This is a genomic window from Chthoniobacter flavus Ellin428 (assembly GCF_000173075.1).
Lineage (GTDB): Bacteria > Verrucomicrobiota > Verrucomicrobiia > Chthoniobacterales > Chthoniobacteraceae > Chthoniobacter > Chthoniobacter flavus.
On the sequence record NZ_ABVL01000015.1, the window covers coordinates 135,787 to 153,803 of the forward strand.

The following is an 18,017-nucleotide window of genomic DNA, read 5'->3' on the forward strand; positions in this document are numbered from 1 at the left end:
GGACCTTCTCGAATTGTGTCGGAAATGTAAAAATTATAGTAATACACGGCTCACGCGTAATTAGGTCTTGCTCTTGCTGCCAGCAGTCGACAATGCTCGACGAAGTCACATCTCGGTTGTTTCTGATTGCTCCTTCTCTTTGTCAACGGAGAGCGCCCGGTATGTAAAGGGAACGTTCGCGTACGTTGATCCAGCCTTGCCACCTTCTCCTAACCCATTGTACATGAAGACATTGTTCCGCGGTTTAGCCCCTCAGCGCTTCCTTCTCACCGCCCTTTGGCTGGCCCTCGCCCTCGTCGGGTTTGGCGGCCAGGCCATGGCTCAAACCGGTCCCTTCAACGGACAGGTCGCCGCCGGCACCGCGGGCAGCTATGACTGGCCGTTTAGCTGCGTCGCCCGCAACCCCACGACCGACGAAATCTACGGTTTCTGGCGCCGGGATAGCGGCAGCACTGCGGTTTACAACCTCATCAAATGGACCGGCTCGGCCTGGACCTCCGTCGGCACCATTCCCGCAGCCAGTGTAACCACGAATTTCAACGCCACCGACTACGTGTCCATGGCCATCGACTCGACCGGAGCTTTTCACGTCGCAGTCAGCGGCGCCATCGGCACCGGCATCAGTAACGAGCGCGGCGTGTGGTACGGCACCAGTGCAACAGGAGCCACCAGCTCGTGGACTTTTACCAAGGTGGAAACTTACACCGACCCCAACGGCTGGAAGAATACCTACGCCCCGCAGATCCGGGTCGACTCGCAAAATCATCCCCACATCGCTTTCGATTTCGATGACGTGAATGGCAGCCGCAGTTACGCGGCCCGTTACCGTTGGTTCGATGGCACCACCTGGCAGGGCTCCGGCACGGCGGGCAACATCTATGTCAATGCGGGCAACGCCAACAACGAGGTCAACTACGTCAACCTCGCCCTCGACACCAACGACAAGCCACACTTCGTCCTGCAATCCGAACTCAACGGCTCCGGCCTCGACGGCAGCCTGGTTTACGTCAACCGCGTTTCGGGTTCCTACAGTTCGCCGATCATTGCCGACCAGGGCACGACGAACAACGCCCGCGGTTATGTGGCCAACATCATCGTCGAACCCTCGGGCAAGATTGATATCGTTTACGGCAACGACGACGGCTCCTTGCGCTATGCCACCGCCCCGAGCGCTGCGGGTCCGTTCACCGCCGTCCAGATCAACGGCAACGTCACGGGCTACACCGACTACTGTTCCTTCAGCCGGAATAGTTCGGGCGATCTCTTCGTCGTCTATAACAACAACAGCAGCAGCATGGCGGCGGCCCGCCTCCCCGGTGGCACCGGCTCGACCTGGACGGTCACGAACCTTTTCACCGTCCCGGGAACCCCGGCCGAAGGTGGCACCTTCTATAGCGGCATCCTCAATAACGCGGAAACCTATGTCGCTCTCTTCGACTATGTCGCTGCCGGCGCGCCGCCCCGCAACCTCTGGGGCGCAAATGGCACCTTCGGCGCAGCGGCGTCGGCCCCGTCGGTCACGAGCAATCCGACCAGCACAACGGTCAACGCGGGCTCCACCGCCACTTTCACCGCGGCGGCCAGCGGCTCTCCGGCACCTACCGTACAGTGGCAGGTCAGCACCGACGGCGGCTCCACTTTCAACAACGTCTCCGGCGCCACCTCGACGACCCTCAGCTTCACCACCGCCGCCGGTGACAACGGCAAAAAATACCGCGCCGTCTTTACCAACGCCAGCGGCTCCGCAACCTCCACCGCAGCGACGTTGACCGTCAACTTCGCTCCCTCGGTGACCACCAATCCGAGCAGCACGACGGTCAACTCGGGCGCAACGGCCAGCTTCACCGCCGCAGCCTCCGGCAATCCGTCACCGACCGTGCAATGGCAGGTCAGCACCGACGGCGGCTCCTCCTTCAATAACGTCTCCGGCGCCACCTCGACCACCCTCAGCTTCACCACCGCCGCGGGCGACAACGGCAAAAAATATCGCGCGGTCTTCACCAATTCGGTCGGCTCCGCGACCTCCACCGCAGCGACCCTGACTGTCAACTTCGCTCCCACGGTTACCACCAATCCAACCGCCACGACGGTCAATGCGGGCGCAACCGCCTCGTTCAGCGCCGCAGCCAGCGCCAATCCGGCAGCCACCGTGCAATGGCAGGTCAGCACCGACGGCGGCTCTTCCTTCAACAACGTCTCCGGCGCCACCTCCACCACTCTGTCCTTCACAACCACCGGAACTCAAAACGGCAACCAGTACCGCGCCGTCTTCACCAACTCGGGCGGGTCGGCCACCACCACGGCGGCAACCCTCACAGTCAATATCGCGCCCACGGTGACGACCAATCCGACCAGCACGACGGCCGGCGTGGCCACCAACGCGACCTTCACCGCGGCGGCGGTCGGCAACCCGGCACCCACCGTGCAATGGCAGGTCAGCACCGATGGCGGCGCCACCTTCAATAACGTCTCCGGGGCCACCTCCACCACCCTGTCCTTCACCACCACCGGAGCTCAAAACGGCAACCAGTACCGTGCGGTCTTTACCAATGCCGCGGGCTCCGCCACGACGACCGCGGCCACGTTGACGGTCACCTTCCCCGATCTGACGGTGACCGTGGCGCATTCACCGACGACGTTCGTCGCCGGGCAGACTTTCTCTCTCACCTTTGTCGTTACGAACAGTGGCGTCGCCGCCACGTCCGGGACCATCACATTGACTTGCCCCATGCCCAGCGGTCTGACCCTGAGCTCGATTGTTAGCGATGCCACAGTCAATGCCACCAGCTCTACCGTATCCCAAGTCAACGCCACACGAACCACGCCGCTCGCCCCGGGCGCCAGTACGACGATCACCGCGAACGGCACTGTCGCGAGCAACGCGCCGAGTTCCCTGTCGGTTACCGTTACCGTGGGCGGCGGCAGCGAGACCAACACCACGAACGACACCGCCACCGACACGGTGACGGTGAACGCCGCCCCAGTCGTGACGACCAATCCGGCGACCCAGACGGTCACTGCCGGGAACGCCGTCACCTTCACCGTCGCGGCCAGCGGCAACCCCACTCCCACGGTGCAATGGCAGGTCAGCACCGATGGTGGCAGCACCTTCAACAACGTCGCCGGAGCCACGTCCACCAACCTGACCTTCACCACGGCTCCGACGGACAATGGCAACAAGTATCGGGCGGTATTTACCAACGTCCAGGGCACCGCCACGACCACCGCGGCGACATTGAACGTTCAGTTCGCGCCGATCATTACGACCAATCCGAACAACGCGACCATCACCATTGGCAGCCCCGTGACTTTCAACGCGGCCGCCAATGCCAATCCGGCGGCGACCGTGCAATGGCAACTCAGCAGCAATGGCGGGGCTTCCTTCACTAATATCGTCGGCGCCACCTCGACGACGCTCAGCTTCACCCCAACGGCAGGAGACGATGCCAGCCAGTACCGCGCGGTGTTTACCAATATCATCGGTTCGACCAACACGACTGCCGCGACGCTGACGGTCAATCTCCCGCCCACGGTCACTCTCAACCCCTCGAGCAGCCTGGTGAATACCGGCTCTGCCGCGACCTTCATGGCCGGGGCCACCGGCCGGCCCGCACCGACCGTGCAATGGCAGGTGAGCACCAACAGCGGGGCGAGCTTCAGCGACATCGGCGGCGCCACCTCGACCACCCTGAGCTTCACGGTGGACTACTCGATGAACACTTATCAGTACCGCGCCGTCTTCAGCAACGTCGCCGGCAGCGCCACCACCACAGCCGCGACGCTCACCGTCAACCGCCCGCCGGTCGCCACCCCGCTCACCTTCCATCGCAACACGGGCGTGGGCCTGCGCCTCACCGTGGCCCAGATCCTCGCGGGCGCCTCCGACCCCGACAGCGGTGATACCGTGAAGCTGATCTCTCTCGGCACGGGCACACACGGCGCCACTCGCCTCACGACCACCGACGGCCTCACCGGCACGGTGACCTACGCGCCTCTCGCTAACGACAATAACAACGACGCCTTCACTTACACCGTGCAGGACAGCCATGGCATGCAAGCCACCGGCACCGTTTCCGTCATCGTAGATACCGGCTCCACTACGCCCACGAGCACGATGAATATCACCAGTTTCCAATACGACCCCTACACGCACGCCGTGGTATTCGACGTGAACGGTCTCCCCAGTACGACTTATGGCGTGCAGTACTCACCGGTGGTTCCAGCGACCACATGGACGAGCATCGGGACCGTCACCACCAATTCGACCGGTCTCGGACACTACACGGATAGCGCTCACCCCGGCGCCTCGGGTTACTGGCGGGTCGTCTATCCTGCTACGCCCTAAGCCCGCCCTCACCGGCCAATCCATTTCGTCGCTCCAAGGCCGAGCCGATTCACCCATCCTATGAAAAAACGCATTCGCCGCCGTATTCTGCCCGCAGCCGCCCTGCTTTCCTTGGGCATTCCCGCGGGTATGGCCGCCACGGATACCTTTACCTTCACGCCAGGATCGCCGATTACCATTCCGTCGGGCAGTCTGACGGGTGTGGCGGACGTGCAAAACCCTGCGGCGAGCATCAACGTGATCCAGAATGTCAGCGTGAGCTTGAACATCGCTGGCAATCCCACGGATTTCAGCACCGGCGACCTTTATGCTTATCTCCGGCTGGATACGCCCGGCGGTACTGGATTCACCATCTTGCTGAACCGCGTCGGGGTTACCGCGTCCGATCCCTTTGGCTATGCGGATACCGGCTTCAACGTCACCTTCTCCGCGGCGGCACCAAACGGGGACATTCACCTTTACCAGAATTCGGCCGCATATCCCAACGCCCTGAGCAGCGGGACGCTGACTGGCACCTGGCAACCGGACGGCCGCAATACCACTCCACCACTCGTCGCGCTCGATACCGATGCGCGCACCGCGTTGCTCAATTCGTTTGACGGGCTGAGCGCCAAAGGCACGTGGACGTTGTTCGTCGCGGACGTATTCGCCGGCTCCGACGCGACCTTGAATAGCTGGGGCATCACTGTCGACGGCCTCAACGGTCCATTCTATTGGAAGGGACAAACCAGCGGCTCGTGGAGCGCCGTAGGATCATCGACCTTCAACTGGGCTGCGGACACTGCTGGCACCATTCCCATCCTGGCCACGCCCGACGCCACGTCGGATGTCGTCTTCTCGGCCACGGGCGCGACCAACCAGGCGAATACCACGCTCGATCAGGACTTCACCATTCACAGCCTCATGGTCAACGACACCGCTCCGGTGGTGATCAGCAGCGGTGCCGGTGGGCCGCACACCCTCACGATCGCGGGCGACGCCGGCACCGGAATTACGGTGGGCAATGGCTCGAATCTCACCATCAACTCCAATGTGACGCTGGGCGGCGCGTCCGATACCGTCGAGGTCGATGGCACGGGCCTGGCGAAGATCACCGGCGTTCTTGATGGCAGCAATGGCGTGCATAAGACAGGCACGGGCATGCTGACCCTCACGGGCGTCAATACCTACACCGGCGGAACGTTCATCGACGCGGGCGTGGTGCAGATCGACAATGACAAGGCGCTAAGCACGGGGACGGTGACCATGGCCGACGGCACGGAATTGGATGCGATCGGCAACGCCAGCCTGAGCCAGTCGCTCTCGATCACCTCCGGAGCGACCGCCACGCTCGCCGCGGTAGCTGGGAAAACCCTCACCTTGGGTGGCTTCAACATCGGCGCCAATTCCAAGACCATTTTCGGGAGTAGCGGAAATACGGGTGTGGTGGTCGTTGGCCCGATTTCAGTTCTCTCGTCGATCAGCGCCTCCGCGACAGTCGAGGTCGCCAATGGCACCCTTCGCGCCGGCGATGGAACTCTCCTCACTGGGATCACGTCGAACATCACCTCCACGACGGTGGACGCGGGCGCGACGTTGGATCTGAACGATTTCAACATGACGGTGAAGAAGCTCCTCGGTGCAGGCTCGGTGACCACGGGCACCAATGCCGCCACAGTGCTGACGGTGAATGACGGCGATTTCAGCGGCGGTATCAGCGGCGCGGGCAGCCTGGTCAAAGACACCAACACCACGTTCATCCTCGAAGGCACGAACACCTATACCGGGTCGACCACCATCAAAGGCGGCGGCACCCTGCAGATCGGCACAGCGGCCAGCGCGGGCTCCCTCGCGGCGGTCAGCAATGTCGACGTCCAGACCGGTAACACGCTCCAGCTGGTCAACGTGGCGGGCAACACTTTCGCCAATAACATCAGCAACTCCGTGGCCGGCGTGGGCACGGTGGAAGTCAACTCGGCTAACTACAACATCCTCTCCGGTGTGTTGAGCGACGGCGCCGGCCAGGTGGCCCTCACTCAAAGCGGATCCGGCACGACCGCCCTCACCGGCAACAATACCTACTCCGGCACGACGACGATCAACGCCGGTGTCCTGCAGGTCGGCAACGGCGGCGCCTCGGGGACGACCGGCATCGGTGGCGGCTCGATCGTCAACAACGCCGTTCTCGCCTACGACCGCACGAATCTCTTCACGGAGAGCAATGTGATTTCGGGCAGCGGTGTGCTGCGCCAGATCGGCAGCGGCGCGACCGCGCTGACCGCGGCCAACACTTATTCGGGTGACACCAATATCTACTCCGGCATGTTGCTGGCCAATAACACCGCCGGTTCCGCCACCGGCACCAGTTCGGTGTTCATCAACTCCGGTGCAGCCTTGGGCGGCAACGGCACCATCAGCGGTGCGGTCACTTTGAACAGCGGCTTCATCGTCCCGGGCGCCGTGCCCACGGGCGTTTCGGCCGGGACGCTGAAGATCGGCTCCCTCACCTGGAATAGCGGCGGCACGCTCGACACGCAGTTGGGCACCACCAGCGACCTGTTGTCGATCACCGGCGCTCTCACCAAGGGCACCCTCGGCACTTACGGTATCAACATCAGCGACGCCGGCGGCTTCGGCAATACGACGCACTACGTTGTGGCCACCTTCGGCTCGAACGCCGGCTTCGCCGCCTCCGACTTCACCTTGAGCAGTTCCTTCGGCGCCGGTCTGAAGGGCACTCTCACGCTCACCGGCACGGAACTCGACTTCGATATCACCTCGCTCATCGTCGGCGGACCGATCCTCCAAAACTCTGCGCCGGTCGGCACCCCGATCTTTGCGGATTTCATCGTCGGCGGACCGGTCACCACCGGCAACCCGACGGAGAACAACCAGGTCCACACGCTGACCTTCACCCCGGGCAGCTCGCTACTCATCCATCACACGCTCTATGTCGTGCAAGGTCCGGTGACGCTGGTGAACGGCTCGAGCATTCAGCTCGATGGCAATCTCTCGACCAGCCTGCTGAACATGCTCGCGGGCTCCTATCTGCACGGCAATGGTTCAATCATCGGCAACCTCGTGAACGGCGGCTTGCTCAGCCCGGGCAACTCGCCGGGCCAGATCCATGTTACCGGCAACTACACGCAGACCTCCTCGGGCACGTTGCGGATCGAAATCGCCGGACGCGATCTTCCTCAGCACGATCTACTCTCAGTCGGCGGCACAGCCAGCCTCAACGGCACGCTGCAGATTCTCCCGATCGATGGCTTCAAGCTGAAGCGCAACAAGCCGATCACCTTCCTCACCGCCAATGAGGGGGTTATCGGCCGATTCTCCCTTGTAGAAAACAGCTTCCCCAGCGACACGATCCTCAAGCCGACGGTCGTCTATCACGATACCAGCGTCACTCTCGATCCGGTGCAGGCTTCCTTCGCCAATCTCGACGGTCTCACGCCCAATCAGCGTGCCGTGGGCCGTGCGCTCGACAGTGCCGCGCATGACCGCCGCATGAATGGGATCTTCGACTACCTCGACTATCGCAAGCTCAACGAGCTGCCGCGCGATTTCGACAAGATCGCGCCGGAGGAATTGACGAGCATGTTCACCATCGGGATCTCGCTGGCCAATGTGCAGTCGGGCAACATCCAGCGCCGCACCGATGATATCCGCAGCGGTGCGGGAGGTTTCAACGCCGCGGGTCTGGCGATCAATGGCGCCGGCCCGAGCTACAGCGGCAGCTTCAGCGGGGTCGCAGGACCAAACGGCAACGATGGCAAGGAGAACAAGGCGGTACAGCAACCAGTCGCACCCGCGGAAGATCGCTGGGGCGCCTTCCTCTCCGGCACCGGTGAATGGGTGAGCGTGGGCAACACCGACAACGCGCGCGGTTACACGATCGACAGCGGCGGCTTCACCCTCGGCCTCGACTACAAGGTCACGCCGAACCTGGCGATCGGCGTTGCTGCGGGTTACACGGGAACCAGCAGCGATCTCACCGACGGCGGCCGCGTGTATGTGAATGGCGGCAAGGTCGGCATCTACGCCACTTACTACGAATACCAGCGGGTCAAAGCCGCGCCGGTGGATTCTTCCAAGGAAGGTCTCCCGCAGTCGTATGCCGAAGCCCGAGGCTTCTACGCCGATGCCGCCGTCTTCGGCGGATACAACAGCTACCACACCCATCGCGCTGCGCTGCAGGATGACGCCACCGGCGATACCGATGGCGGCGAACTGAACGTCCTCTTCGGCGGCGGTTATGACTTCAAGAAGGGTAACTTCACCTTCGGACCGACGGCGTCGTTCAATTACACCTATCTCGGTACCAATACCTTCACCGAGCACGGCTCGCTCGCCCCACTGGACATCCACGGCGGCAAGGGTGAGTCGCTGCGCACGGCCTTCGGCATCAAGGCCAGCTACGACTGGAAAGTCGGTGGCGTGTCCATCAAGCCGGAGATTCGCGCCGCCTGGCAGCATGAATTCGGCGATGCCGCTTACTCGCTCGATTCCAGCTTCGCCAATGGCGCCGGAGATTCTTTCCGCGTCAGCGGCCCGCAACTCGGCCGCGACAGCGCATTGCTCGGCGCCGGCTTCGCCATTCAACTCAACGAACGTTGGTCGACCTACTTCTACTACGACGGCGAACTGGGCCGTCGAAACTACCAGTCGTCGAGCGTCACCGGCGGCCTGCGCATGACGTTCTAAGGCGACCAACCTCTCCGAACTCCCTACCCTTCGCACCAGCGCTGCCACATCTGCCGATAGGCACTCTCGATCCCGCGAGTAAATCGTATCGCATCCATTAGCACGGACGCTTCCATCCGCGCGCGCAAAGTCCGGCGCAAATCGGCGAGACGGGAAAGGTCCTGGGCCAGCGCCGCAGCGATCTCGACGAATTCGTCTTCCGCCGAGGCGACCAGTTCCGCGAGACCCAAATTGGATAGCTGGCTCAACCCCGCACGCGACACCGCCGACCTTCCCGCAAGGCTCACCACGGGCACCCCCATCCAGAGGGCATCGAGGCTCGTGGTGTGGCCGTTGTAGGGAAAGGTATCGAGCGCCACATCCATCTGCTGATACAACTCCAGATAAGCCCGGCGGCCGCATCGCGGCACGAATTCGACACGCCGTGCCTCCACCCCTTCGCTCTCCAAAATCCGCCACGTCTTTCGCCGATGGCTTCCCTCCGGACTGAGCAACATCAACTTCGAATCGCGCACCGTCCGGAGCACCTTGGCCCAGCGCCGCAGCGTCGGCTCATTGACTTTGCAGAAGTGATTCAGGCATCCGAAAGTCACCCATCCATTGCGCTGCACGGGCAATTCGTTCACGCCGATTTCCGCACCGCAAGGGTCGTAACACCAATAACTGTCGATCCGTAGCAGGCGATCCTCGGTCGAATGCGGTTCGAGAAAACGATCGCTAATACGGTATGGAATCGCCTCCACACCCGTTGCCTCTGGATAGCCGGCGAAGCTCAGTTGCACCGGGGCAGGTCGGCGGCCGAACATCGCAAGCCGGTTGCCATCCATGTGCTGGGTGAGGTCCACCAGGATATCCACGCCATCGCGTTGCACCCACTCCGCCAGTTCCTCGTCACTCACCCCCAGCGTGCTTCGCCAGTGGTCCACTCGCTCGCGAAATTGCTGCGTCATGCCATCCGGACGCACCACTCCCGAATAACAAAAAATCTCAAACGCCGTGCGATCGTGCTCCTTGAACAGTGGCCACAGATTCCGGCCCGTCACGTGATCGCGAAACTCCGGTGAGACGTAGCCGATGCGCAAGCGACGGTGGAAATCCGGTTCGTTGCTGTATCGAACAGCCGGTCGCGTATCTCCCCCAAAGCGCTCGTTCCAAAGGCACTGCTCTCTCCTGATTTCTCCTTCATTTCCATCCGCGTGGTAATGCAACGTGTAGATCAGGTTGCTTTGCGCGACGAGTTGCGCGGACTTGCTCTCCGCAGCGCGCCGATAAGCCGCGATCGCTTCATCGAGCATCCCTTGATCGCGCAGGACATTGCCGAGATTGCACCGCGCCACGCCGTAATCGGGCTTCAACTCCAGCGTCGCGCGATACGCCAAAACCGCCGCATCCAATTGCCCCTGTCCGGCAAGCGCATTGCCCATTTCGTGGTGCGTTTCCGCACGTTTTGGCTGCAGCGCCAGCGCGTGCCGATACGCAGCCATCGCTTCATCGAACCGGCCTTGCTCGCGCAGTCCGTTCCCCAGATTCGCCTGAAACTCCGCGCTATCCGGACGCAACTCGACCGCACGACGGTAAGCCGCCACTGCCGACTCAAACTGCCCGAGCTCTTTGCAGGCATTGCCGAAATTGTTGTGCGCTTCCGGTTGATTCGGAGCCAACTCCAGCGCGCGGCGATACGCCTCCACCGCTTCGCCGAAGCGCCCCTGCTCCGCGAGCACGATGCCGAAGTTATTCCAGGCCCCCGCGTCCGCCGGCGCGAGTTGCAACGCGCGGCGCAGCACCTCAGTCGCCTCGGTCATCACTCCCTGCCGGGCGAGTGCGATCCCGAGGTTGTTATGCGCATCCACATAATCGGGCTTGAGGGTCAGCACACGCCGATAAGCCGCAATCGCTTCCTCCAACTTGCCCCACTCCACCAGGACATTGCCCAAATTATATTGAGCAAGGACGTCATCCGGTTTGAGTTGCAGCGCACGACGAAAGCTGGCCACCGCCTCTTCGAACTTGCCCAAGCCGCGATATGCCTCCCCCAGATTCGAATGCACTGCCGGATGATTCGGCACCAGAGCCGCGACGCGGTTGAGTAAGTTCACCGCCAACTCCGCACGCCCCGTTTGCATGGCAGCGACCCCGAGGAGATGCAATGCGTCGAGGTGATCAGGCTGCGCCTCGAGAATCTCCCGATAACATGCCTCCGCCTCGGCCAGGCGCCCGGCTTGATGATGCTGCAATCCCAGTTCGAGAACTTGCTGCGCCGTGCTCATCGGTCGTCTCCTCGACCGCACCACTCCCGCCACATCGCGCGGTAGGTCTCCTCGATCTGACGCGTGAAACGAACCGCATCCATCAGCACGGAAGCTTCCATCCTCCGCCGCAGCGTGGCGCGCAGTTCGCTCAAGCGCGGAATATCCCCGGCCAGTTCCACGGCGATCCGAATGTAATCGTCCTCCGAAAACGCCACCAACTCCGGCAGGCCCAGATTAGAAAGCTGACTCCACCCCGCTCGCGAGAGCGGCCCCCGGCCCGCCCGACTCACCACCGGCACGCCCATCCACAGCGCGTCGAGGCTGGTGGTGTGGCCGTTATAAGGAAACGAATCGAGGGCGATATCCAGCCGTTGGTAATACTCGAGATAGCCTCGACGCGGCGCCCGCTCCACGAACTCGATCCGCCGCGGATCGATGCCCTCGCGCTCCAATCCATCCACCACCCGCTGCCGGTGACTGCCCGGCGCGCTGAGCAGAATCAGCCGCGAGCCGCTCACTTGTCGAAGAATCCGCGCCCATGACTTCCACGTCTGCTCATTCAGCTTACAGAAGTTATTCAAGCATCCAAAGGTCACTCGACCAGTTTGCTGACACGGCAGTTCATTCCCCTCCACTTTCTCGTCACCCGGATCGTAACACCAAAAGCTGTCGAGCGGGAAGACGTGCTCCGCGGATCGGAGCACGGAGTTCGGAGATCGGAGCTCGGGCTCGCCCTTCCACCCCATCTCCGATCTCCAAACTCCGATCTGCGATTCCAGATAGCGATCGCTGATCCGATAAGGAATGGCAGCCAACCCCGTGGTCTCCGGATAACCGGCAAAGCTCACTTGCACCGGCGCGGGCCGGCGGGCAAACAGCGTCAAACGACTACGCGCCATGTGCTGCGTCAGATCCACGAGAATATCCACGCCGTCCTGCTGGATCATCCTGGTGAGGGCGTCGTCCGCCGCTCCCAAGGTATGACGCCACACGCCGGCGAGTCGCCGAAATTCCGTCGTCATCGCATCCGGTTGCGCCACTCCCGAGTAACATAGAATCTCGAAATGCCGGCGATCATGCTCGCGAAAGAGCGGCAGCAGGTTTCTCCCCACGACATGGTCGCGAAAATCCGGCGAAACGTACCCGATGCGCAGGGGCCGTTCGGCTTCGCGGACATTGGTGTATCGCGCCCCCGCGGCCGTCGGCGCCTGGCCGAACCTGCCATTCCAGGCCCTGCGCTCTTCCGCAATCGTCTCCCACTCGACCGTTGGGTGAAATTGCAGCGTACAGATGAGATTACTCTGCACCGACGCATCCGCCGGGTTGATTTCGAGCGCGCGTCGATAAGCGGCCACGGCTTCGTCATGCCTCCCGCATTCCGCGAGCACACCTCCGAGATTACTCCACGCACCGGCATGCTGTGGCTGCCATTGGATCGCCTGGCGAAAGGCCGCCTCCGCCTCGACCAATCGCTGCATCCCCACCAGCGCCGACCCATAGCTATTCCACGCCTCGGCATGGTGCGGGTCGATCTCCAGCGCGCAACGATACTCGGCCAGGGCTTCCTCACTTCGACCGTGTTCGCTTAACGCATTCGCCAGATTGAGATGCGCCTCGACATATCCGGGCCGAAGCTGAGTTGCCCGCCGGCACGCGTCGATCGCCTCATCCATTCGCCCCACACTCCGCAGAACATTGCCCAGATTGCTGCACGCCTCCGGCTGGCCAGGCTGAATGCAGAGCGCACGACGGTAAGCCACGATCGCTTCCTCCAGCCGCCCCGATACGCGGTAAGCCTCGCCGAGATTGCAAAGAGCCGCCGCGTCGTTCGGGTTGAGTTGCACCGCCTCGCCGATCAACTCGATCGCGCCTTCGTGCTGGCCGACTTGATGCGCAATCACGCCCAGCAGATGCAGTGCATCCGCATGCCGCGGCTCGACCGCGAGAATCTGCCGGTAGATCGCCTCGGCATCCGCCAGCCGTCCTGACTGGTGATGCTGCAGCGCGATTTGCATGGCTTGCAGCGTCGTCATATCGAGATTGGATTTTTCGCGCACCAGTCGCGCCACATTGTGCGGTAAGCCGTTTCGATCTGGCGGGCGAAGCGCGGCGCGTCCATCAGCACCGACACCTCCATCCGCGAGCGCAACGTCGCCCGCAGCTCCGCGAGACGTGGAAGATCGCCCGCCAGCCGCGTCGCAATTTCGACATACTCGTCTTCCGTCCGCGCCACCAACTCCGGCAGACCGAGATTCGTGAGCTGGCTCAAACCCGCGCGCGACACCATACGTTCGCCCGCGAGGCTTACCACTGGCACGCCCATCCATAACGCATCCAGGCTCGTCGTGTGGCCGTTGTAGGGAAATGGGTCGAGCATGGCGTCCGCACGATGATAATACCGCAGGTATTCCGCCCGAGGCCGCGGCTCAAGAAATTCGACGCGGTTCTCCTCAATCCCTTCCTCGCGCAAAAGCGCGATCGTATCGCGCCGATGTTCCCCCGGATAAGTCAGCAGCAGGAGCCGCGAACCGGTTGCCTTGCGAAGCACCGCCGCCCAGCGCTGGAAAACGGCGCGATTGATTTTGCCGAAATCATTGAGGCTGGCAAAGGTGACGAAGCCATTCTCCCGGGCCGGCGAAGGTGAAACCGCCAGCTTCACCCCACACGGATCGTAGCACCAAAAGCTGTCAATGAGCGCGACATCCCCGGCTTCCATCGGGGAACCGCCGGCACGCTCCACTTCGAGATACCGATCACTAATCCGATATCCCATCGCCTCCAGGCCCGTGCTTCCGGGATATCCCGCAAAACTCACCTGCACAGGCGCCGGACGACGCGCAAACATCATCAAGCGATTCCCCGCGGTGTGCAGGCTCAAGTCCACGAGGATATCCACGCGATCCTTCCCAACCGCCTCCGCGAGTTCCTCGTCGCTCATCCTGAAAGCTTCACGCCAGACATCCGCGTGGGCGCGGAACTCCTCGGTGACATGATCCGGAGACGCGACACCGGAGTAACAGAGAATCTCGTGTCGCGTCCGATCCTGTTGCCGAAAGAGCGGGAGCAAATTCCTGCCCACCACGTGGTCTTTGAAATCAGCCGACACATACCCGATCCGCAGTTTTCGCTCCGGATTCCGCTCGTGCGGATACGGTCCCGAAAAGGTCTCTATCGGATGACCGAAACGTTCGTCCCAGCGCCGGCCCTCCGCGCGTACCGCTCTCTCGTCCACCTCCGGAGAGGCCAGCATCATCAGGATGAGATCGCTATGAATCCGCGGCACCTCCGGCGCAAGGCCGTGCAACCGGCGCATGAGTTCCAGCGCCAGCTCGGACCGGCCCTGGTCTTTGTAGATCTCGGCCAACCGATACAGCGCTTCCGTTTGATTCGGCTGCAACTCCAGCACTTGCAAAAGCGCAGCGGCAGCATCATCCAGCCGCCTTTGCCGTTGCAAGAGCGCGGCCAATCGGCAAAGCCGAAAAGGTTCTTCCGGATCCAGGCGCAAAGCCTGCCGGTAACACGCGATCGCATCGTCGAGCTTCTCACCGCGTTGCAAGACATTCGCCAGCGACGCCCACGCTTCCGGGTCGTCCGGATTGCACCGCACAATCAGGCGAAACACCTCGCCCGCTTCATCGAATCGCCCCAGCAGCACGAGCGCTTCCCCCAGGCCTTGGCAGATGTCGAGTCGCGCGGGACTCGACTGCAGCGACCGGCGATACGCCACCACCGCTTCGGCATATCGGCCGCTTGCCCGCAGGGCATTGCCGAGATTCGCATGCACCGCGTTGCCGTCCGGCTTGAGTTCCAGTGCGCGGCCATAGGCGGCGATGGCTTCATCGCTCTTCCCCTGCTCGGACAGCGCCACACCCAGGTTGTTATGGGCATCCGCGTAGGCCGGTTGCAGTTGAATCGCCCGCCGATACGCCGCGATCGCTTCATCCAGCCGCCGCAACTCACGCAGGATATTGCCGAGATTATTTTCCGCGACCGCGTGGGTCGGCTGAATTTCCAGCGCACGCCGGTACGAAGCGAGCGCCTCTTCCATCTGCCCCAACTCCGCCAGCACCGCACCGAGATTATAATGCGCATCGGCAAAACCCGGTGCGACTTCCACGGCCCGCCGCGCGTACTCCGCCGCTTCCCCGGCCCGACCACCGGCGAGCAGTGTCGCCGCGAGATTGGAAAGCGCCGCCGCATGATTCGGATCCGCCGCGATCGCCTGCCGCATGAACTCGATCGCCATCTCCGTCCGCCCTACCTGCTGGGCCAGCGCGCCCAGAAGGTGTAGCGTCTCGGCATGCCCCGGTTGCACCGCAAGAATCTGCCGATACAACGACTCTGCCTCCACCAGTCGTCCCGCCTGGTGATGTTGCAGCGCGATTTGGAAAGCCTCTTGAAGCGTCATCGTACTACCGGATTTTCCGCGCACCAGGTGCGCCACATCGTGCGGTAAGCGGCTTCGATCTGGCGGGCAAAACGCGGCGCGTCCATCAGCACCGACGCCTCCATCCGCGAGCGCAAAGTCGCCCGCAATTCCGCGAGGCGCGGAAGATCGCCGGCCAATCGTGTGGAGATCGCGACATACTCGTCTTCTGTCCGTGCCACTAGCTCCGTCAGGCCGAGATTCGTGAGTTGGCTCAATCCCGCGCGCGAGGCCGCCAACTGGCCAGCGAGACTCACCACCGGCACCCCCATCCACAGCGCGTCCAGGCTGGTCGTGTGGCCATTGTAGGGAAAGGGGTCGAGCACGAGGTCCAGCCGCTGGTAAAGCCGGAGATATTCGGCGAAAGGACGCGGCTCGACAAACTCGATCCGATTGGCCGCGATGCCCTCGCGTTCGAAGATGTCCACAGTACGCTGGCGATGACTTCCAGGATGGCTCAGCAGAATGAGCCGCGATCCCTCGGTCGCCGCCAGGACGCGCGTCCAGAGCCGCAAGACATCGGGATTCACTTTGCAGAAATTGTTAAAGCTGCCGTAGGTCACGAAGCCGTTGGTCTTCGCCGGCGCCGCGTTGACCTCAAGCTCGATCTTGCCCGGGTCATAACACCAAAAGCTATCGATCAGCACCCGGCGTTCGCCACTCGCGCTGGGCGCGGCGACATCGTCTTCCAGATACTGGCCGGTAATTCGCCAGCCGATCGCCTCGATGGCGGTGCTCTCCGGATAACCGGCAAAGCTCACCTGCACCGGCGCCGGCCTGCGCGCAAAGACCGGCAACCGGTTGCCCGCCATGTGCTGCGAGAGATCCACCAGCACATCGATGCCATCACGACGGATCATCTCCGCCATCTCGAGATCGGTCTTATCCGTCGTGACTCGCCAATGATCGCTGAGTTCGCGGATTTGCTGCGTCACCGAATCCGCTTTCACCGCGTTGGAATAACAAAAGGTCTCGAACTGGCTGTGATCACGCCCCTTGAAAAGCGGCAGCATATTCCAGCCGACCACGTGATAGTAAAACTCCGCGCTGACATAGCCTACCCGCAACCGCCGCTCGGGGTTCCGATCGACCGCACTCCAGTCATCGAAGCGCTGCGCCGGCTGGCCAAATACTCTCTGCCATTCCCGCTGCTCCTCGGCCAACGCCGCCGCATCCGTCCGCGGATGAAAATGCAGCGTATAAATCACATTGCTCTGGATGCCGGCGTTTTTCGGCTGGAGCCGGCGCGCCCACCGATGCGTCTCCATCGCGCCGTCCAAATCTCCGGTGTCTTTCAACGCATTGGCCAGGTTGCTATAGACTTCCGCGTAATCCGGTTGGAGCGCGATGGTCCGACGATAGGCGGCGATCGCTTCATCCATCTGGCCCATTTCCCGGAGAAGATTGCCGAGATTATTCCAGGCCTTCGCGTAGTCGGGTTGGGTTTCCAGCGCCGCACGGAATGCGGCGGCCGCTTCGTCGCGCCGGCCTTGTTTAGCCAGGTTGTTTCCCAAGCCGAAAAGAGCCTGGGGAAACGCCGGCTTGATCTTCAGGGCACGCTGATACGCCGCGTCCGCATGGGCAAACTGCCCGTCATCGGCCAGCGCGGCCGCAAGGTTGTTATGGATCTCCGCCGAATCCGGCAGCAGCCGCTGGGCTTCCCCAAAGACCGTGATCGCCTCGGACAGGCGTCGCTCTCCACGTAGAATATTCCCCAGATTATTGTAGGCCTCCGCGAAGTTGGGATTCAGACGGATGGCTTCCTGATAAGCGGCGATGGCTTCGTCCTTGCGGCCAGCCGCGGACAAGACATCGCCTAAATTTTTGTGCAACTCGACACCGTGAGGTCGAAGTCGAATGGCCTGTTGCAACCAACCTACGGCCTCATTCAGGCGACCGGTCTGCCGCAAAAGATTGGCGAGATTGTGATACGGTTCCGGCAGCGCGGGCTGCAATTGCAGTGCCCGGCGATACGCCTCCATCGCTTCATCCACACGCCCCAAGGAACGATAAACCAACCCCAGGTTGGAATAGGCGGCGCCATTGCGCGGCTCGATGGCCAGAGCCCGGCCGATGTATTCCAGCGCGAGATCGGAGCGTCCCGTCTGGTGCGCGAGAAGACCAAGCATGTGCCAGGCCTCCACCCACATGGGTTGCACCGCGAGAATCTGCCGGTAGAGCGCTTCCGCCTCCGCCGCCCGCCCAGCCCGATGATGCTGGAGGGCGAGGTCAAAGGCTTGCTGGACCGTGAGGGAGGACATGGGAGAAATCGCGAAAGCGAACAACACACCGACCCACCCGGAAAGGCAAC

6 protein-coding genes are annotated in these 18,017 nt (G+C 62.4%); 2 read left to right on the plus strand and 4 right to left on the minus strand.

Going from position 1 to position 18,017, the window contains the following annotated elements; translation table 11 throughout:
* Positions 1-223: 223 nt before the first annotated feature.
* On the plus strand, positions 224-4,345 hold the full coding sequence (locus CFE428DRAFT_RS34180; RefSeq protein WP_006981798.1) for a beta strand repeat-containing protein: 4,122 nt from the start codon (positions 224-226) through the stop codon (positions 4,343-4,345).
* 60 nt (positions 4,346-4,405) lie between these two features.
* Positions 4,406-9,031, plus strand: coding sequence for an autotransporter domain-containing protein (locus CFE428DRAFT_RS21705; RefSeq protein ID WP_006981799.1), 4,626 nt, complete (start codon positions 4,406-4,408; stop codon positions 9,029-9,031).
* 23 nt (positions 9,032-9,054) lie between these two features.
* Here CFE428DRAFT_RS21705 and CFE428DRAFT_RS21710 read toward each other — a convergent pair whose 3' ends face one another.
* The 4 genes from CFE428DRAFT_RS21710 to CFE428DRAFT_RS21725 are packed head-to-tail and all read right to left on the minus strand — an operon-like array spanning position 9,055 to position 17,967.
* Positions 9,055-11,298 carry a tetratricopeptide repeat protein gene (locus CFE428DRAFT_RS21710; RefSeq protein ID WP_006981800.1) on the minus strand — a complete coding sequence of 748 codons (2,244 nt, stop codon included), beginning with the start codon at positions 11,296-11,298 and terminating at the stop codon, positions 9,055-9,057.
* Entirely contained in the window at positions 11,295-13,337 is a 2,043-nt protein-coding gene (locus CFE428DRAFT_RS21715; protein WP_337442751.1) for an O-linked N-acetylglucosamine transferase, SPINDLY family protein, read from the minus strand. The genes CFE428DRAFT_RS21710 and CFE428DRAFT_RS21715 overlap by 4 nt, the downstream gene beginning before the upstream one ends.
* Positions 13,310-15,688: a tetratricopeptide repeat protein gene (locus tag CFE428DRAFT_RS21720; protein WP_006981802.1), complete on the minus strand. Its 2,379-nt coding sequence runs from the start codon at positions 15,686-15,688 to the stop codon at positions 13,310-13,312. The genes CFE428DRAFT_RS21715 and CFE428DRAFT_RS21720 overlap by 28 nt, the downstream gene beginning before the upstream one ends.
* Positions 15,685-17,967, minus strand: coding sequence for a tetratricopeptide repeat protein (locus tag CFE428DRAFT_RS21725; RefSeq protein ID WP_006981803.1), 2,283 nt, complete (start codon positions 17,965-17,967; stop codon positions 15,685-15,687). Before CFE428DRAFT_RS21725 ends, CFE428DRAFT_RS21720 begins: the two co-directional genes overlap by 4 nt.
* Positions 17,968-18,017 lie beyond the last annotated feature (50 nt).